Source organism: Zavarzinella formosa DSM 19928 (assembly GCF_000255705.1).
GTDB classification, from domain to species: Bacteria; Planctomycetota; Planctomycetia; order Gemmatales; family Gemmataceae; genus Zavarzinella; species Zavarzinella formosa.
Genome location: NZ_JH636440.1, coordinates 1,078,028 through 1,095,379 on the forward strand (window position 1 = coordinate 1,078,028; position 17,352 = coordinate 1,095,379).

At 60.4% G+C, this 17,352-nt stretch carries 17 protein-coding genes; 8 read left to right on the forward strand and 9 right to left on the reverse strand.

What is annotated here, in order from left to right:
- The 6 genes from BGIM_RS64840 to BGIM_RS0115855 all read right to left on the reverse strand — a co-directional run.
- The coding region (locus tag BGIM_RS64840) for a hypothetical protein (protein ID WP_040888887.1) at positions 1-247 on the reverse strand (247 nt) is incomplete at its 3' end.
- A 155-nt stretch (positions 248-402) separates the two neighbouring features.
- Positions 403-897 (reverse strand): hypothetical protein, encoded by a 495-nt coding sequence (locus BGIM_RS0115830; protein ID WP_238537643.1) that lies wholly within the window; start codon positions 895-897, stop codon positions 403-405.
- A 31-nt stretch (positions 898-928) separates the two neighbouring features.
- A complete protein-coding gene (locus tag BGIM_RS0115835) occupies positions 929-2,242 on the reverse strand; it encodes a sedoheptulokinase (RefSeq protein ID WP_020470730.1) in 1,314 nt (437 codons plus the stop codon).
- 41 nt (positions 2,243-2,283) lie between these two features.
- Complete coding sequence (locus tag BGIM_RS57585) at positions 2,284-2,835, reverse strand: putative signal transducing protein (RefSeq protein WP_020470731.1); 552 nt, start codon at positions 2,833-2,835, stop codon at positions 2,284-2,286.
- 176 nt (positions 2,836-3,011) lie between these two features.
- Entirely contained in the window at positions 3,012-3,404 is a 393-nt protein-coding gene (locus BGIM_RS57590) for a hypothetical protein (protein ID WP_020470733.1), read from the reverse strand.
- 12 nt (positions 3,405-3,416) lie between these two features.
- Positions 3,417-4,436, reverse strand: coding sequence for a DUF1559 domain-containing protein (locus BGIM_RS0115855; RefSeq protein ID WP_020470734.1), 1,020 nt, complete (start codon positions 4,434-4,436; stop codon positions 3,417-3,419).
- Positions 4,437-4,957: 521 nt separating this feature from the next.
- On the opposite strand from BGIM_RS0115855, the gene BGIM_RS0115865 reads away from it, so the two are divergent.
- The gene (locus BGIM_RS0115865; RefSeq protein WP_020470736.1) at positions 4,958-5,977 is read left to right on the forward strand and encodes a DUF1559 domain-containing protein; all 1,020 of its coding nucleotides are present in this window, start codon (positions 4,958-4,960) and stop codon (positions 5,975-5,977) included.
- Between the two features lie 250 nt (positions 5,978-6,227).
- Positions 6,228-6,956, forward strand: coding sequence for a glycerophosphodiester phosphodiesterase (locus tag BGIM_RS0115870; RefSeq protein ID WP_020470737.1), 729 nt, complete (start codon positions 6,228-6,230; stop codon positions 6,954-6,956).
- Positions 6,957-6,968: 12 nt separating this feature from the next.
- On the opposite strand, the gene BGIM_RS0115875 is transcribed toward BGIM_RS0115870, so the two are convergent.
- Positions 6,969-8,339, reverse strand: coding sequence for a (Fe-S)-binding protein (locus BGIM_RS0115875; RefSeq protein ID WP_020470738.1), 1,371 nt, complete (start codon positions 8,337-8,339; stop codon positions 6,969-6,971).
- A gap of 200 nt (positions 8,340-8,539) precedes the next feature.
- Here BGIM_RS0115875 and BGIM_RS0115880 point away from each other — a divergent pair, with 200 nt between their 5' ends.
- From BGIM_RS0115880 to BGIM_RS0115910, 6 genes are all read left to right on the forward strand, one after another.
- Positions 8,540-8,896 (forward strand): hypothetical protein, encoded by a 357-nt coding sequence (locus BGIM_RS0115880; RefSeq protein WP_157369039.1) that lies wholly within the window; start codon positions 8,540-8,542, stop codon positions 8,894-8,896.
- Positions 8,897-9,007: 111 nt separating this feature from the next.
- Complete coding sequence (locus BGIM_RS0115885; RefSeq protein ID WP_020470740.1) at positions 9,008-9,724, forward strand: carbonic anhydrase; 717 nt, start codon at positions 9,008-9,010, stop codon at positions 9,722-9,724.
- Positions 9,725-9,887: 163 nt separating this feature from the next.
- Positions 9,888-11,447, forward strand: a complete 1,560-nt coding sequence (locus tag BGIM_RS50615; protein WP_020470741.1) for a SulP family inorganic anion transporter — start codon at positions 9,888-9,890, stop codon at positions 11,445-11,447.
- 33 nt (positions 11,448-11,480) lie between these two features.
- Complete coding sequence (locus BGIM_RS0115895) at positions 11,481-12,452, forward strand: TIGR02996 domain-containing protein (protein ID WP_020470742.1); 972 nt, start codon at positions 11,481-11,483, stop codon at positions 12,450-12,452.
- 167 nt (positions 12,453-12,619) lie between these two features.
- Positions 12,620-13,879, forward strand: a complete 1,260-nt coding sequence (locus tag BGIM_RS50620; RefSeq protein ID WP_020470743.1) for a glycosyltransferase — start codon at positions 12,620-12,622, stop codon at positions 13,877-13,879.
- A gap of 125 nt (positions 13,880-14,004) precedes the next feature.
- Positions 14,005-15,135 (forward strand): CPBP family intramembrane glutamic endopeptidase, encoded by a 1,131-nt coding sequence (locus BGIM_RS0115910; RefSeq protein ID WP_020470745.1) that lies wholly within the window; start codon positions 14,005-14,007, stop codon positions 15,133-15,135.
- A gap of 260 nt (positions 15,136-15,395) precedes the next feature.
- Here the strand turns inward: BGIM_RS0115910 and BGIM_RS0115915 are convergent, their stop codons facing one another.
- Together BGIM_RS0115915 and BGIM_RS61365 are read right to left on the reverse strand one after the other, a co-directional pair.
- Positions 15,396-15,956: a hypothetical protein gene (locus BGIM_RS0115915; RefSeq protein WP_020470746.1), complete on the reverse strand. Its 561-nt coding sequence runs from the start codon at positions 15,954-15,956 to the stop codon at positions 15,396-15,398.
- A gap of 47 nt (positions 15,957-16,003) precedes the next feature.
- Positions 16,004-17,317 carry a response regulator gene (locus tag BGIM_RS61365; protein WP_162136257.1) on the reverse strand — a complete coding sequence of 438 codons (1,314 nt, stop codon included), beginning with the start codon at positions 17,315-17,317 and terminating at the stop codon, positions 16,004-16,006.
- Positions 17,318-17,352: the final 35 nt, after the last annotated feature.

A 17,352-nucleotide genomic window follows, 5' to 3' on the forward strand; every position in this document is an offset into this window, starting at 1 on the left:
GCATCCGGTCCCGCACCAGAGCCAGCGGCGGCCGTTGGCGAAGGCCCTTGCGGCCGAGAAACCGGCTGATCTGGGCGCGATGACGCGGCTCCGAGGCCACCGACCCCGAGGCTTGCGAGGCGCTCATGCGCCCCCAATGCAAACAAAACGCCGCCACGCAACGAATCACCAGGCCGAGCGCCCGGGGACTCAGGCCGGCCGGACGAAGAAACTGTTTGATTCCGGGGAGTCCTTCTTGCACAATCATGACCGAGACTCCTTCCGGTTGGTGATCACCCGGCCTCACGGCCCAACCGATCCGGCCGGGGGAGTCTCGTTTTTCTATCCCGGCCCACTCTCCTCAGCAAAAAGCGCAACTTCAAAACGCGCGCGTCGGGCTATAAACGCGAGGGGACTGTGGTCTCATTGTCCGTTATCAACAACTTCCCGTTGTTCCTCAACATATCTGACAGCCTCTCGCAAATAGTCGTCGTGTTCGATTTGACGGACATAGGCGCCTTCCGTGAACCAGCGGCGTCGGCCGGATTTTCTGGTCGATGCGGCCAGTCCGGCGAGATCGGACAACCGGCGCGAGCACCAAGCCTTGAGTTGATCGCGGACCTCGTTGCCATCTCGGTCGGACTCGACCACGACATGGATGTGATTCGTCTTGGCCGCCACGGCCAGCAAAATCCATCCCCGGATCTGACAATGGGCCATGATTGTTTCTGTGACCACGCGAATTTGACGATCATCCAGCAGGACCATTTCTTCTCTCATCAAACCGTGACAGGCCGCCCGAGTTGCCGGATCCGGCGGTTGAACGGCGGGTACGCCGGAACGCAGCCACCCGCGTTCATCGCCCGGCAGCCATGTGCCGTAGGTTGTCCAAATGAGATGGTGGTGCATCGATGCCATGCCCCCAAGCGTTTTTGCAATACCATCCGCATTACAAAGTTATCCCCGCCACCACCCGGCCGGCCCGGAGGAGGCCCACGAGCGTTTCCTCGGCTGCTTCGTTCAGGCGGTGCGGCTTGTGGAAGCGGGAAATCACCTCGTCCCGAATTGCCGCGAACTTTTGCGCCAAGCCACCGGAGAACACGAGTCGCGAACTTTTGCCGGCCGGATCGACCCAGCGGGCCGCCTCTTGGTAGTTGTCGGCCATGCTGGCGAAGGCGGCCCGGAACAACGCTCCCACCCGGAGGTTGTCGATGCTGATGTTGGAAATCTCGCCTCGTGATCCCATCGGGCCGGGGAAAAACGTGATCTTTGTTCGCAGGTCGGCGGCCTCGGATGATTCCACCAGCGAGGCGATCCACTTCCACGGATCATCAATCACGACACCGGCCGCCCTCGGAATCTCCGTGAGCAGATCAACCAGCGAGTTCAAGGCTCGGCCGGCGGGGAGATAAGTCACGGTGTTGAGCAGATGGCCGTCAAAATAGCAGCGTGTCTGATATTTGGGCGATAATTCCGGCGTTTGCGTCAGCAATGACACCTGTGACCCGGTGGAGACATTGACCGACAGTTCTCCGGCCTCCAACCCAGCCCCCAGCAACGCGCATTGATGATCGCCCAGCACCGGGAACATAACGGTGCATCGATACGTCCCCGCCCGCTCGCGGTATGTTTTGATCGCGGGCCAGCGCACCCCGCCAAGGCCCAATTGTTCGTACACGCGCCGGGGCTGTCCCATTGTGGAAAAATCAATCATGCCAATGGCGCAGGTGGGTTCGATCACCGGTTCGCCGCCGCCAAGTTTCAGCAGCACATACTCGGCAATCCCCAACGGCGTCACATTCTCGGGGAGCAAACCGCGCGACTTCATCCAATAGAGAAGGGCCACCGTGCCGCCCGGCGCGAGTTCGTTGCCGACTGTTTGCAGGAGCTCTTCGCCGAGTTCGGCGCGAGCCATCTGCAACACACTCGGCGATCCTTCGCCTCCGGACGGTTCGGCCGTCCGCAAATCCCGCCACGAGACATACGGGCTGACGCGGTTCAACTCTTGATCGACGAGAACGAAGCCGCCGTGCTGGCCGCAGAAGAGAATCGCCTCGGGGGAGGAGATCGCCATCAATCCGTCGATCAACCGGCGGCATTCCTCGACGACCACGTCGGCATCGACCTCAAAATGCCCGGCGGGCCGCCCCGGCATCGGTGCCGGGAATGGCGTCTGGACCACATCGCGGATCGTGCCCGATTCCAAATCGAGAATCGCCGCCTTGATCGACGACGAGCCGACATCGACACCCAACGCTTGCATATGCGTCCTTTCGCGGATGATGTTTCAATCAAGCCGCCCGATCACCTTCCACTGGTTGGCCACAGGATCATTCGCAAGATCATGCAAAACCCAAGGACATATATTCCGCTGATCCAACCGGCGACCCATGCCTTGGTCCGATAGTGGCCCCGCAATTCTTGATTTGAGAAGTAGACCCGGACCACCAAAGCAAACACCCAAAATTGCAGCGGACTGAAGATCAGCCCCAAGATGCCGCCCCGAAAAGCCCGGTCGGCGACCTTTTCCCGTTCCGTCGGCAGCAACTCCGGTTCTCGCCGGTCGTCGTCATCCCGGTCGAAGGCCGGGTCGTCCCGGTCAATGACGACCAATTCTTCGCTCACGGGTTCCCCGTCCTCCGGTTCGGAAGGCGACTGAAGAATGCGGACGGCCCGCTCGGCATCCCCGGCGGCTGTTTGCAGCCTGACCCCGCCGACCGCGTTGCCCAGATTGATGCCGGTCACTTCTTCATCAGACAAGAACGCCCGCACCCCTTCGGCCTCCAAACGGTTTTTGGCCATGTTCGCCGCGATCGGGTTTTCAAACATCTGGATGGTGACAAATCGCTCGGCCATCAGGTTCTCTCCGTCCGCCCCCGCGAACCTCGCTCACCGGCGGGCGGGGCCGGGAGTCGTCGAACTGCGGGAGTCATTGTCGGATTTGGGGGGCCAAAGAGAAACAAAAAAAGCGAACCCGGCCAATGGGGCCGGGTTCGCCAGAATGGGACATCCCTTGGCGGCCGGGATGGTCCTCACTTCATGTCGAGCTTGAAACTGACCTCGTTTCCGGGTTCCGGTTTCACGGTGGCCTTCAACTCGCTCGTCGAGTTGTACTTGGCCGGGAGGAAGTTAATCATCTTGTCGTGCGGCGGCCCCGGATACGGGATGCGTTCCTTGAACGAACGAATCTCCACCCGGTATTCGCCGGGCGTCGCCTTCAACTGATATCGGCCCTCCTCAATCGGGGAGGTCACCGGCGGGCCGCCGTCCGATGGTTGGAAGTAAATCATTCCTGTCGGCAGGGCTTTTCCATCCAATTGAACTTCCCCGGTGACGGGTTGCGGAACCTTGGCCTTGTCTTCGCATCCGGAGACGAGGAATGACGCCAGCAACAGCCATCCCGTTCGTGTCAACAACGGCTTCATCGCTTCCTCCGGTTACGGGGTGTTGGTGACCTGGCCGTCGTCGCGGGTCGCCAGTTGGCCGAGAACGTCCAGCGAGGCAGAATCCTTGAGGAACCGGACCGAGCCATCCGCGAACACCGCGTTCACCCCGCCGGTGTGGGCCGAGTTCAACGGCGTGTTCTGGGCGGCCCGGTCGCAAACGCCGGTGTTGCAGTCGTTGGCCCAGCCAGTTTTCTTGTTGATCGCGTAGCGGATCGTGGTCGTGTTGTAAGCCCGGCCGGTGAAGCCGGCGCCCGGCACGACGGTCATGTCCGTTCCCATCGTGAAACCGTGGTCTTGGGCGGAGCGGTAATCGACCTTCGCCCCGGTCGTCAGCGTCAGAAAGTCGCCCTGCTCGCTGACAAGCATGGTGTTGCTGGTGCCGTCCGCGATGCCGGACAATTTGATCTGGCTGTTGGCGAACAGGGCGCCGCCGGCGCTGTGGATGCCGCCGTTGCAGCAGCCAGTCGTGCCGGTGAGGTTCACCAGCCGGGTTTCCGTGTACGTGGACCAGCTGTTGGAACCGGCGATGGCGATGTACGAGGAAATCATCTTCGGATAAGCCGGCGCCCACGGCAGCGAGCACATGAGCGGCAGAGGCGACGACGGGCACTGATACATCGACACCTTGATGTTGGCGACCGATGCCTCGTTGGAGGTGATGCCTCGCCCCGAATAGCCGGTGTACTGCCAGTTGTTCCCGATGGCTCCCTGTTCGAGATACGACATGATGTACGAACCCCACGCGCTGCCGAACTTGCCGCCGGTCGGGCCGCTGGTGTCCGTGCCGAAGGGGGGTTGGTCGTCCGCGCAGCCGGGGGGCAGCCGGTCATTCGTGTCGTTGAAGTTGTGAATCGCCAGCCCGAGTTGCTTGAGGTTGTTGGAGCACTTCATCCGGTTGGCGGCCTCCCGGATCTTCTGCACGGCCGGGAGCAACAGGCCGATCAGGATCGCGATGATGGCGATCACCACCAACAGTTCAATGAGGGTAAAACCCCGACGCCGACGTGCCATGTGGGCAGTCCTTTTGAGAAAGGAACATGTGGAGGGAAGCCGATGTTGTCTGGCAGGGATGGCAGGTAGGATGATGCCTTGGGCCGGACAATCATTACGAAAAGGAGAGAACTTCCGCGTAGGTTGGTTAGTATGGCAACCATCCCGGCAATCCGCAAGCCGGGTTTGGAAGATCAACACGGAATGATTTGCCTGCGTCAGGGCAATTTTTATCCATCAAATTATCTGTATTTTTCGCAAGGTTGAGCATTTGATAACCATCAATTGCCAGTAATTTTCCACTTTTTAACGAATCAAAACAATTTTGGTGCGAGATCTCTTGTCGCCTGATGAAGGGAATACTAATTTATTAGCGAAGCAATTGAGACTGAGTCTCATTAGCAGTAGGTTTGAGTTCGCTCCGCTTCCGCACGAACCGGATTTGTCCCGGTTCTCCCGTATGCAACGCGGCTCACGAAACGGGTTGATCGCCAGGAAGATCGACCCACCCGCCTTCGTGTCCCATTCCATGCGGAGATTTCATGCGTTCGCTCCCGAAACGTCGTGGCTTTACGCTCATTGAACTGCTGGTGGTGATTGCGATCATCGCTATCTTGATTGGCCTGCTTCTCCCGGCCGTCCAGAAGATCCGGGCCGCCGCCAATCGGCTCAAGTGTTCCAACAATCTGAAGCAAGCCGGGCTGGCCATGCACAACTACATGGACACCAACGACGGCCTCCCGCCGAACGGCGTGTACACGTATAACAGCGGCGCCGTGACGGCGACCGTGGCCTGGTCGGCGATTTCCCGCATCCTGCCGTTCATCGAACAGGAAAACCTCTTCCGCACGATGGACCTGACGACCGATTACAGCACCCAACCCGGTGTCACCTCCAAGCGCGTCGGCACCTACATCTGCCCGGCCGAGATCAACGACAAGGGCAGCGGCACCGACCCGACGTATGGCAACAAGAACTACACCCTCAACTATGCCGTCAACCTCGGAAGCTGGGGCATCCTGATGAACAAAGCCACCGCCATGCAAACCGGCGACGGCGCCTTCGCCCCGATCCGCTCGTTCCGCTCGGGCGACTTCACGGACGGCATGAGCAACACCCTCGGCATGTCCGAGGTCAAGAGCTACACCGTCCGTGTCGGCGGCGCCACCACCACGACCGTCTACGGCACCCCCCCGGCCACCCCGAGCACCCCGGCCGATATCTCCGGCCTGTCGCTGGCCACCTTTGACGCCACCAAGAACACCCACGTCGAATGGGTGGACGGCAAGGTCCACGAAACGGGCTTCACCACGGTGTTCGCCCCGAACACCAATGTGGCGTATGTGAGCGGCGGGGTCAGCTACGATGTGGACTATGTTGCCGCCACGGAAAAGAACCTCGGCGACACCTACGCGGCCGTCACCTCCCGTAGCTACCACACCGGCGGCGTGAACTCCATGATGATGGACGGCTCGGTGCGCTTCGTGCGAAGCAGCATCTCTCTGACGAGCTGGCGGGCGATGGGCACCCGCAACGGCGGCGAAGTGTTTACGGACAATTAAGAAGGGATGAGGGATGAAGGATGAGGGATGAAAGGAAAACAAAATCGCCATGATTGACTTGGTTTCCCTTTTATCCCTCATCCTGTCTTCTTCACCCGTTCTTCAATCTCGCAACCTATCATCTTCCTCGCCCAATTTTCATTTTCCCAAGGCGAGATCGTTGATGAACTCTTCTGTCGTTCGTGTCATGTCTTTGGTATTCCTTTCATCCTTCGCCCTTCATCCTTCATCCTTTGCTGAAGGAGTTGCCATGCCGGAAATGGTCGCGCATCGCGGGGCTTCTTACGACGCCCCGGAAAACACTGTCGCCGCCATCAAACTGGCGTGGGAACAGAAGGCCGATGGCTCCGAGTTTGACATCTACCTGACCAAAGACGGCAAGATCGTCGTCATTCATGACGCCGACACCAAGCGGACGGCCGGCGTGGCGATGCCGGTGGCGAAGAGCCAGTTCGACGAACTGCGGAAGCTCGACATCGGAACTTGGAAGAACGCGAAATACGCCGGGGAAAAGATCCCGACGCTGGCCGAGATGTTCGCCACCGTCAGCCCCGGCAAAAAGGTGTTTGTCGAGGTGAAATGCGGGCCGGAGATCGTCCCCGAGATGGTGAAGGTGATGGCCGATTCCAAGCTGAAGCCGGAACAGATGCCGGTGATTAGCTTCAACGCGGATGTGATCGCCGCCACCAAGAAAGCCCGTCCGGATGTGCCTGCTTACTGGCTGGTCACGCTGAACAAGAAGACCCAAACCGTCGAATCACTGATCGCCAAAGCGAAGGAAATCCACGCCGACGGGCTGGATCTCTCCGCGTCAGCGTTGCTGGACAAGCCTTTTGCGGATGCGATCAAGAAAGCCGGCTTGAAACTGTACGTCTGGACGGTGGATGACCCGAAAGTGGCCAAGCGGATGGCCGAGATCGGCGTGGACGGCATCACCACCAACCGGCCGCAATGGCTGCGGGAACAGTTGGCGAAGTAACGCCGAGTCCGGTCAGTTCTTCTTCACCGCGTCCCGAATCTCCGCCGGGATTTCGCCGGAATAGCTCGCCCACAGGGCGTCAATCGTGTGGGCGACCCAGACGTTCGGGTCCACCTTCTTCATGTGCCGGGCGACTTGCATCAGGCAGCCGACGTTGCCCATGAAGACGGCTTGGGCTTTCGTCTGGTGAATGCGGTCAGCCTTGCGGTCGCCGAGTTGGCCGGCCATTTCCGGTTGCGTCAGGTTGTAACTTCCGGCAGCGCCGCAGCAGATTTCGCTTTCGGGCAGCGCCACCAGTTCCAAGCCGGGGATCATCTCCAACAGTTTTCGCGGCGGGCTGGCGATTTGCTGGGCGTGGCGCAGGTGGCAGGCGTCGTGGTAAGTGGCCCGGATCTTCAACGGGTGGGTGGGCTTCACCGGGCCGAGTTGGACGAGAAACTCGGTGATGTCCCTGGCCTTGGCGACGAACTGTTTGGCGGCGGCCGCGAGTTCGGTGTGATGCATCAGGTGTTCGTAATCTTTCAGCATCGCCCCGCAACCGGCGGCGTTGATGATGACGGCGTCCAGCTCCTCAAGCTTTGGGCCGCTGAAACCAAAAGCGGCCAAATTCCCGGCCGCAATCGTGCGGGCATGGGCTTCGTTCCCGCCGTGGTAGTGCAAGGCCCCGCAACATTGTTGAGAGCGAGGCACCCACACTTCGCAGCCGTTCTTTTGCAGCACCTTGATCGTGGCGATTTGCGTTTCCGGGTAAATGGCGTCGGCCACGCATCCCAGGAACATGGCCACTCGCGCCCGGCGTTTCCCCTCGGCCGGGAAGACCTCTGGCACGGAGCCGTAATGCCGGTGCAGGCCGGGAAGCATCCCGTGCATCTCGCGCAACCGGCGGGGCATCAGCTTCAACAAACCGCTCTTGCGAAGCAGCCAGTCGGCCCCGGTCCATTGCGACAACCGGGCGGGGGCAAGGGCCAGCCGGGTTAGTTTCCGGGACGGGAAGATGTTGAAGAGCATCCACCGCTGCCACCAACTCAGGGTGCGCAAACCCCGGCCCGGCTCCGCTTCCTCCATGTGCGCCCGGAACGGTTCGATCAATTTGCCGTACTGCACGCCGGAAGGGCAGGCCGTTTCGCAGGCCCGGCAGTTGAGGCACAAATCGAGATGCCCCTTCACTGTGTCGTCGAGGGCCAGCTTGCCGTCGATCACGTTCCGCATCAGGTAGATGCGGCCTCGCGGGCTGTCGGCCTCGTTGCCATTCTCCACATAAGTCGGGCAGGCGGAAGTGCATAGGCCGCAATGCACGCAGTCCAGCACCAGTTCGTAATCAATGTCCGGCTTTTTGGCGGAAAGCATCGGCAACGGCTGGCGTTGATCGGTGGCGACGGTCATTCGATTCCAAAATCTGGGGGGAACAAGGGAGGTTCTTCCATCTTATCGGGGGGATGCGGAACGACGAATGGGGAACTGCGAGCCGGAAAAAGACCCAATTCCGATGAAATTTCCCCGATGGGCAAGAAAGGGCTTGATCTGTTTGCCGAAGATATCTTATAAGTAGCAGAGGAGATTAAGATTTCGTTATGTTAAACTTGGTGCCACAATCGATTCAGCGTTACCTGCACATTTACGTGCTGGCCCTGTTCGCGTGCGCCACGTTTGGCTCCCTGAACGGGCTGGCCGGGCCGTTTAGTTTGTTCGTGAATCCGCCGGTTTCGACCGACTCCGAAGAGGAGAAGGACGAAAACGAACGCGAAGGCGTGGAGCAGGCCGAAGCCCTGTATCCGCCGGGAAGTTCCCAACGCCGCAATTTCTCCCGCTATGTGGTGTCTCCGTCAGGATGCCTCCCGGCCTCGCTTCCCCGCCGCCAAGCTCCTCGTCAATCACGTTTCTCCGCCGATCCGGCCCGCGATCTAATCGCATCCGGTTCCGGTCTTTTCCAGCGCTGCTGACTTCTTCCCTCGATCGTTTTTTTTCAATCCATCGAGTCACCGGGCCACGGCTAACGGCGGGACGCTTTTGATCGTCCCCCGTCGAGTCGTCCCGGAAGAGGAAGCCATCCTGTGGAAAAACTCATTCAGGGAATTCACCGGTTCCGCGAGACCTATTTTCGCTCCAACACGGAGCTGTTCTCCCGGCTGTCCAAGGGGCAGAACCCGGAAGCCTTGTTCATCACCTGTTCCGATTCGCGGGTGGTTCCCGATCTGATCACCCAGACAAACCCCGGCGATCTGTTCGTCATCCGCAATGCGGGCAATCTGATTCCGAGCCACCTCTCGGCCCCGGATTCGGGCGAGGCGGCCACGATTGAATATGCCGTCGGCGTGTTAAAGGTGAGGGACATCATCGTCTGCGGCCACACCGGCTGCGGGGCGATGCACGCCTTGATGAACCCGGAGAACCTGGAACATCTCCCCCGTGTGAAGGACTGGCTCGGCCATGCCTGGACCACGCGGGAAATCGTCAGCAAGCGTTACCGCTGCGAAACGCCGGAGGCGATGTCCCGCGTGACGGCCGAGGAAAACGTGCTGGTGCAACTCACCCATCTGCGTTCCCACCCGAGCGTGTCTGCCGCCCTCGAACGCGGGGATGTGAAACTGCACGGCTGGATGTTCAAGATCGAAACCGGCCAGGTATTCGCCTACGACCCGGTCGCCGGCCAGTTTCTATCGACCGAACAACCGGCCCCCTATCAAGACCCCGCCGCCGTGGTCAAGCCACGCCAGTCTTTGCCGGGGCCGGAACCGGAGCCGTATTGGACGGCTTCGATGGACCAATGACCGTGAAGCCGCGACGCGGAGTCCTCGGAGCGGAGCGCGGACTCCCGGCGTCAAATGATTGCCCGGCCGTTCGGCGGTTTTATGCAGGAAGCCCGCGCTCCGCTCCGAAGACTCCGCGTCGCGGCTTCACAGTGATCACGGGCACACAACCATCAAGGAACCGATGACTGATCGCAAAACCTGGCCCCGTGATTTATTGGCGTCGCTGGTCGTCTTCATGGTGGCCTTGCCGCTTTGCATTGCCATTGCGAAGGCGTGCGGGTTGCCGGCCGAGGCGGGGATTGTCACGGGGATTATTGGCGGGATGATTGTCGGGCCGCTCGCGGGGAGTCCGCTGCAAGTCAGCGGGCCGGCGGCCGGGTTGATTGTGCTGGTCCTCGAATTTGTGAACCATCATCGGGGTGAGTTAGGCCGCGGGGAAACCCTCGTACCTGTCGCCGCTGCCCTGGGGATGGCGGTGTTGCTCGCCGGGCTTCTCCAGATCATCATGGCGGCGTTGAGGCTCGGACAATGGTTCCGGGCCGTCTCGCCGGCCGTGGTACTGGGGATGCTCGGCGGCATTGGGGTGGTCATCATCGCCAAGCAGATTCATGAATTGATTGACGATCACCCCTCCGCGTCCATTGCCGACAATCTCCGCTCAATTCCGGGGGCTTTTGAGAAAGCCTTCACGGATCCGGTTCACCGGGCGGCCGCCACCGCCGGGCTGGTCACGCTGGCGGTGTTGATCTTGTGGAACACGGTGATCCCCAAAAAGTGGCGGGTGTTGCCGGGGGCGTTGCTGGCCGTCGTCGCCGGGACGCTGGTGGCCGAGGGCTTGGGGCTGACCACCGAGCGGATCGATGTGAAATCGAACTTGCTCGAAGGACTGACGCCGTTTCAATTCAACTGGGCGATGGAACTGCTCACGAACGCCGCCGTCTGGAAGATGGCCGTTGCCATTGCGGTGATCGCCAGCGCCGAGACGCTGCTGTGCGCCGTGGCCGTCGATCAGCTTCACAACGGCCCGCGAACGAAATTCAACAAGGAACTTTTTTCGCAAGGAGTGGGCAACAGCCTGTGCGGCCTGCTGGGCGCGCTGCCGATGACCGGCGTGATTGTCCGCAGTTCCACGAACGTGGCGGCCGGGGCCAAAACCCGGTTGTCAAGCACCCTTCACGGGCTTTGGCTGCTGGGGTTTGTGGTGTTGCTCCCCGGTGTTTTGCAATTGATTCCCGAGGCTTGTCTGGCAGGGGTGCTGGTGTACACCGGCTTCAAGTTGTTGGAAATCAAGGCGATCAAAAAACTTTGTTCGGAAAGCCCCGGCGAGGCAATGATCTTCTTGGCGACGCTCGTAGGCGTGGTCTTCACGGATTTGCTGGTCGGCGTGTCGGTTGGCGTTGGTCTTACCATCGTCAAATTGCTCATTTCGATGTCACACATTGACATCGAAACGAACATTGATTCAACCAACCGGGTGATCCGCATCACCGTTCGCGGGGCGGCGACCTTTGTGAGCCTGCCTCGACTGGCGGCCGTGCTGGACATGGTTCCCAAAAACTGGTCCTCCTCGGTCCGGTTGGAGGACATGACCTTTGTCGATCATTCGTGCTGGCGTCTGTTGCGTGATTGGGAGAGGCAGCACGGGGGTGACGGGTTGATCGAATGGATCGCCCCCGGCGTCATCGAAAAGGTCCCCGAACCGGAGTCGGAACACCTTCCGCCGATTAGGCTTCTACAATGATGAGAACTCCCTTGGTGCGTGGACCTGTCGTCGATGGATGAAGCCGCCTTGTTGCGCGCGATTTTGGATGATCCCGAATCGGACTCGGCGCGACTGACTTACGCCAACTTTCTCAACCAATCAAAACGCCCCGGCGATTACGACCGGGGCGAGTTCATCCGGTTGCAAATCAACCTGGCCCGCGTGACCAACAACGATTCCCGCTGGCCCGCGATGGTCGGCCGGGAACGGGAACTGATCGAACATTATCGCGCCTCGTGGGAACGCCCCCTGCGCCGATTGTTTGCCCCGAAGTTCGGCTCTCCTGTCCAATGGATGAAATCCCGCCTGTTCGGCTTGGGCGGGGCTTGGGGGTTCCGCCGGGGATTTGTCGAAAACGTTCTGGCCCCGGCGCCCCGATTTTTGGAGGAAGACGCCGCCCTGTTCGCCGTGACCCCCCTTCGCCGGGTGGCGCTGACCCGCGCCAGTTCCCATGTGCGCTCGCTGCTGGCCGACCCCCGGCTGGGCGGTCTCGCCAGCCTGCACCTGATCGCGGACATGGAACTGGATGACGAACTGACCGTGATCGGCAGCGCTGCCCGCGCCGCCGGTCTGCTCGTCACCGAGTTTCGATTTCCGCGGCTCGGCCGGCAGGCGGAGGAGCTTTTCAGCCTCCTGCGGCACAACGTGGACAAGCCGGACGAACTCAATGCCCACACCGCCTGGACCAACGCGGATGAGCCTTCCCGCCAGCGGTTGAAAGAACTCGCGGTCAATCCCCGCTTCCGAATGCTGCTGACGGAGCCAGACCCCGCCAACGAAGGGGAACTCCTGGCCCTGAACGAATGGGCCTACCTCGGCGACCTTTTCAAGCGAACCGGCGTCTGGGCGGTGGCCAAAAGCCACAACGACCTCGAAAACTCCCAAGGCCGCTGCCGCCGCGTGGTCCTGAGCCGTCCAATGCCCGGCGACGAACTGTCGCAGGCTCCCTACTATCACGGAAAACCGGGATCGTTTGTGGAGTGAGCAATCATGGGAACAGAGACTGGCGAGCCGGGTGGCGTCAGTCCCCGGAGGCAGCCATTCATCAAACGTTCGAGCGTTGGAAGTGTGACGGTCTCCGGGGGCTGACGCCACCCGGCTTGCCGGTCTCTGCAACTTGTCATTCCTCTTTCTGACAAATCCTCAATCCCATGACCAAAAACATCTTGCTGTTTCCGATGGGTTCCTCCGGGGATGTCCACCCGTTTATCGGGCTGGGGCGGGCTCTCCGCAAACGCGGGCATCGGGTCACGTTGTTTTCCTGTGAATATTTCGGGGAGACGGCCGCCAAGTCGGGGTTGGAGTTCGAGGAGACCTATTCCACCGAGGAATATCACCAGATCCAAGAAGACCCGGATTTGTGGCATCCTCGCCGGGGGATGAAGGCCGTGCTGGACCGCACGCAGACGGTGGATGGTTACGGGAAATGCCTGGAGCGAATCAAAGAAAAGAACATTCCCGGCGAGACCGTTCTTGTCGGCGGGTCGCTGGCGCTGGGGCCGCGAATCGCCCGCGATCATTTGAAGATTCCGCTGGTCACGCTTCATCTTCAGCCTTCCGTGATTGTCAGCCCGATCAGTCCCCCTCGCATGGCGGCCGGGAAAGTTCCCCGCTGGTGGCCCCTGTGGATGCGCCGGCTGGCCTACCGGTTCGGCGAAAAATACATGGTTGATCCGATGCTTGCCCCCAAGGTGAACGAGTTTCGCCGGGGACTCGGGCTGCCGCCGGTGCGGAACATCATCTCGCAATACTGGCATTCGCCGGACGCGGTCGTCGGCTTGTTTCCCGAGTGGTACGCCAACCCGGCGGCCGACTGGCCGGCAAACCTTCGCCTGGCCAGTTTTCCGCTGTACGACGAGGCCAATGTTCGCGGGCTGACGGACGAGCAACAACGGTTCTTCGATGCCGGTGATCCGCCGATCATCGTCACCTTCGGAACCGCCATGCGACACGCGAAGCCATATTTCACGGCCGCCGCCGAGGCGATTTCCAAGCTTGGCCGCCGGGGCGTGTTGCTGACGCCCTACCGCGAACAAATCCCCGATCCGCTGCCTCGTGGCGTCATCCACGCGGATTACATCCCCCTGAGCCAGATTCTGCCCCGGTCGGCGGTGATGATTCACCACGGCGGCATCGGCACGGCCGCCCAGACCCTCAAGGCGGGCATCCCGCATCTGGTGATGCCGATGACCCACGACCAACCGGACAACGCCGTCCGACTCCAGAATCTTGGTCTCGGGACATGGCTGTCCCCGAAGCAATTCAAGCCCGTCAACGTGGCCCGCGAACTGGCGTGGCTGTTGACGAAGGATTCGGTGAAAACCGCCGCCAAACAAGCGGCCGAGCGGCTGGCCAAGGAAGACGGGCTGACGACGGCGGCCGAGATTGTGGAACAAGTCGTTTGGAAATGAGTTTGCCGTTTTCAGTTTTCAGTGAAGAGAGCATGCGGATGGCGAAGACCCCGTTCTACAATGGGAACGAAACCCGTTTGTTGTTTTCACTGAAAACTGACAACTGAAAACCAAAGCCGAAACCGATGAACGAAGCCCCACTCAATTTGCCCGCCCCGATCCCAACTTCTTCCCGTCGCACCGGGTTCGGCGCTTGGATGGCGTTTGCGTGGTGCCTCGCTTACATGTTCGTGATGCAGATCCTCGCCGGGCTGGCGTGCGGCGGGCCGCTCATCATCGGGGCCGCCTTGCTTGACAAGCGAAATTTCAACGGCGACGCCAAAGAATTGATGTCGAGTTCGCTTGCCCAAATCGCCATCATGCTCACATTGATTTGCTCGCATCTCGTCGGGCTGGCTTTCGGCTGGTTCATTCTGCGGTGGCGGGTCGGCAAATCATGGAAACGTCGCATTGCCTGGAGTCGCGGGCCGGCGGGATTGCATATCGCACTCGTCTTGATTGGCTTTCCGGCCTTGATGGCTCTGGCCTCGTTCGTGGACCCGCTGGTCAGCCGTTGGGTGCCAAGTCTGGACGACATTTTCAAGAGCATCGGCTTCGACTTCAAGTTTGGCGGGCTTGACGAGATGTTGACGCTCTTCAAGGCCACCCCTCTGCCTCTCGCCCTGCTGGCCGTCGCCGTGTTGCCGGCGCTTAACGAAGAACTTTGGTGTCGCGGGTTTCTGGGGCAGGGATTGTCCGCCCGGTATGCCGTCTGGCCGACGGTGCTGGTCACGTCATTCCTGTTCGGCTTCCTGCATATGGAACCACGGCAGGGAACCGGGGCGGCCATGCTCGGGGTGGCGATTCATTTTGCTTATCTGGCGACGCGGTCGTGGTGGGTGGCTGTCGCACTGCACTTTGCCAACAATGGCCTTGCCGTTATTCACCTGAATGAGAAATTGAACTTTCCGATCCTGAAACCCTTTGAGGAAATGGCGGAGCGGTCGCTTGCCGCCATCAGCGAAGGAAGCGTCCCCTACTTCCTGCTCGGCTCCCTCGCCTTGTTCGGGTCGGTGGCTTTCGCCCTCTGGCAAACGCGGTGCAAACTGGAAACCATCGATCCGACCGCCGTGCCGTGGAAGCCGAAAACCAAAAGCGGCGTCGATCTCCCCCCGGCCGACAGCGGCGTGGCTGTCACCCACGAGTCACTCTCGCCGATCAGCATTTCCCTCGTCTTGGCCGGAGCGGTGATCTTTGGGCTGACGACTTTGGTTTGAGCCAAGAAGCAAAGACGAACCACAAAGGCACAAAGATCACACAAAGTTTCACAAAGAAGAAAAACCGAGTTCAAAACAGAAGAATTTAAGCGAAGGGAAGCCAGAAAGAAACAAAGTTACGGAATGATCGGCGGCTGGTTTTTCCCTTTGTTGCTTTGATGTCTTTCCTTTGCCGATGTTTTGATTTTCTTTGCGAAACTTTGTGTGATCTTTGTGCCTTTGTGGTTAATCTTCGCTTTTCTTCCAAACGATCAGATGATTCAAACCTTGATATCGCGGATCACTCGCTTCAAGTCGGCGAGGAAGCCGGCGGCGGTTTCGACCCAGGGGCGGGCCGCTTTGGAACAGGAGAAGTGTTCGGTGAAGGCGATGAAGTATTGCAGGGTGGCCTCGTTCACCGATTCGAGGCAGCGGGCGTATTGTTCCTGCCGGCCGTCGGTCTTCGGAAGTTTTCGGCCCAGGCCGCCGAGGCCGAAGAATTTCCGGAAGCCGCCTTCTTGAAACTGATCGCGGACCGGGGCCAGGATCTCGTAAAAACGACCGACTTGAGCGGTGGCTTCCCTGATCGAGGCCGATATTTGCGGCAGCTTTTGCTCGTCGGCAAACTTGACCAGATCTTCCAGCATTTCCTCGGCCTTGGCGAGGGCCTTGGTCGGCTGATGTTGCTCGCTGTTGTGTTCCATTTCTTGCCGGAGATATTCGAGATTGGCCAGCAGCGTCATCAGGGCCAGTTCAAACGAATCGTTGACGAGCGTGTCTTCGGGCTGTTTCGCCGGATTGACGACGGGCGGTAGTTGGAGAGTGGGGGTTGAGTTTCCCATGCGTCGATCTCGTTGCGTCGAGCCGGGGTGGGTTGGGGAGATCGTGGTCAGTCGGTCGTCGCCGGGGACTCCGTTTCCACGGGACAATACTTTTGTACGATCCGCACCAAAGCTTCCGGTTGAAATGGTTTGGTCAGGCATATCGTTGCTCCACCCATCTTACCACGAATCTTGTCGAAAAAACCATCTTTCCCGGAAAGCATGACGATGGGAATCTTTGAAAGTTCTTTGTTTTTGCGAATCAATTTGCAAAGGGCGTGGCCATCCATGTCCGGCAGGGTGGCATCCAGAACCACCATGTCGGGGTTCCCCCCGGCTTGGATGCGGTCCACGGCCTCGCTTCCGTCTCCGGCTTCGATCGCCCGGTAGCCATGTCGGTTCAGGGTGAGGGCGATCAGTTTGCGGATGGTCGGGCTGTCATCGACCACCAACACGCACTTTCGGGGTTTGGCCTCGGGTTCCGGGGCGGGCGGAACCGCCACCGCCGGGATCGGCGTGGGGGCCAGGCCGTTGAGCGTTCCCGGATCAGTTCGCCGGGGTTCCTTCGGCGTGGCGGACCGCTGCTCCAGCACCGCGAGATGCTGGGCGAAGGCCTCGTTGTCCGGGTTGAGTTTTTTGGCCTCCCGGAAGTAATTGATCCCCTCGGCCATGCGCTGGAGGTTCAGCATCGCCATGCCGAGGTAGTAGTAAGTGGTGAAATCCGGCTTCGTGCGGAGGTTGTTTTCCAGCCGGTCCATTCCCTCTCGCAGTTTCTTCTCGTCCGATTTGAAGTTGGTGATCGCCTCCCCGGCGTTCGCCAGACTCAGCACGGAATGGCAGTTCGGGCAGACGATGAATCGCGTCTCGGATTTGGCCAGACAGATCGGGCAATACCACAGCGGCGGGGCGGCCTTCAGTTTCTCGCGGTAGTATTCCGCCCCGGTTTTGGCCTGTTCGCTGTTCGGGTTGATTCGCAGGGCCTTTTCCACATGCGAGAGGGCCTCGGCCGGGGATTCCGTCACTCCCGCCAGCCACATCCAGGCGATGTCGTTGCCGGGATCGGCCTCGCAGGATTGCCGGAGCAGCCGTCGGGCCGTTTCCCGGTCCCCGGCTTGGGCGGCGGCCACCCCGGCGTTGAGCCGGGCCGACTTCATGGCCTGCATGGCGAGATTGTTGGCCGGGTTGAGGGCCAGCACGGTTTCGAGGTGGCGAAGGCTTTCCGCCGGGTCTTCACACAGGCTGGCCCGCCACATCCAGGCGAGGTCGTTGCGGGGATCGGTTTCGGTGGCTTGGATCAACAGCAGGCGCGCGCGGGGCCGGTCGCCCCCCTTGGCGGCGGCAATGGCTTCCCGCAGGACTTCAATCGCCCGCGACTTGGACATGCTGCCTTTCTTCGCCGACGGCCCGTTGCCGTTGG

Excerpts from the sequence above, each read along its gene's own strand:
- BGIM_RS0115830 (WP_238537643.1), bottom strand. The coding sequence starts at position 897 with ATGGCATCGATGCACCACCATCTCATTTGGACAACCTACGGCACATGG.
- BGIM_RS0115835 (WP_020470730.1), bottom strand. The coding sequence starts at position 2,242 with ATGCAAGCGTTGGGTGTCGATGTCGGCTCGTCGTCGATCAAGGCGGCG.
- BGIM_RS57585 (WP_020470731.1), bottom strand. The coding sequence starts at position 2,835 with ATGGCCGAGCGATTTGTCACCATCCAGATGTTTGAAAACCCGATCGCG.
- BGIM_RS57590 (WP_020470733.1), bottom strand. The coding sequence starts at position 3,404 with ATGAAGCCGTTGTTGACACGAACGGGATGGCTGTTGCTGGCGTCATTC.
- BGIM_RS0115855 (WP_020470734.1), bottom strand. The coding sequence starts at position 4,436 with ATGGCACGTCGGCGTCGGGGTTTTACCCTCATTGAACTGTTGGTGGTG.
- BGIM_RS0115865 (WP_020470736.1), top strand. The coding sequence starts at position 4,958 with ATGCGTTCGCTCCCGAAACGTCGTGGCTTTACGCTCATTGAACTGCTG.
- BGIM_RS0115870 (WP_020470737.1), top strand. The coding sequence starts at position 6,228 with ATGCCGGAAATGGTCGCGCATCGCGGGGCTTCTTACGACGCCCCGGAA.
- BGIM_RS0115875 (WP_020470738.1), bottom strand. The coding sequence starts at position 8,339 with ATGACCGTCGCCACCGATCAACGCCAGCCGTTGCCGATGCTTTCCGCC.
- BGIM_RS50615 (WP_020470741.1), top strand. The coding sequence starts at position 9,888 with ATGACTGATCGCAAAACCTGGCCCCGTGATTTATTGGCGTCGCTGGTC.
- BGIM_RS0115895 (WP_020470742.1), top strand. The coding sequence starts at position 11,481 with ATGGATGAAGCCGCCTTGTTGCGCGCGATTTTGGATGATCCCGAATCG.
- BGIM_RS50620 (WP_020470743.1), top strand. The coding sequence starts at position 12,620 with ATGACCAAAAACATCTTGCTGTTTCCGATGGGTTCCTCCGGGGATGTC.
- BGIM_RS0115910 (WP_020470745.1), top strand. The coding sequence starts at position 14,005 with ATGAACGAAGCCCCACTCAATTTGCCCGCCCCGATCCCAACTTCTTCC.
- BGIM_RS0115915 (WP_020470746.1), bottom strand. The coding sequence starts at position 15,956 with ATGGGAAACTCAACCCCCACTCTCCAACTACCGCCCGTCGTCAATCCG.
- BGIM_RS61365 (WP_162136257.1), bottom strand. The coding sequence starts at position 17,317 with ATGTCCAAGTCGCGGGCGATTGAAGTCCTGCGGGAAGCCATTGCCGCC.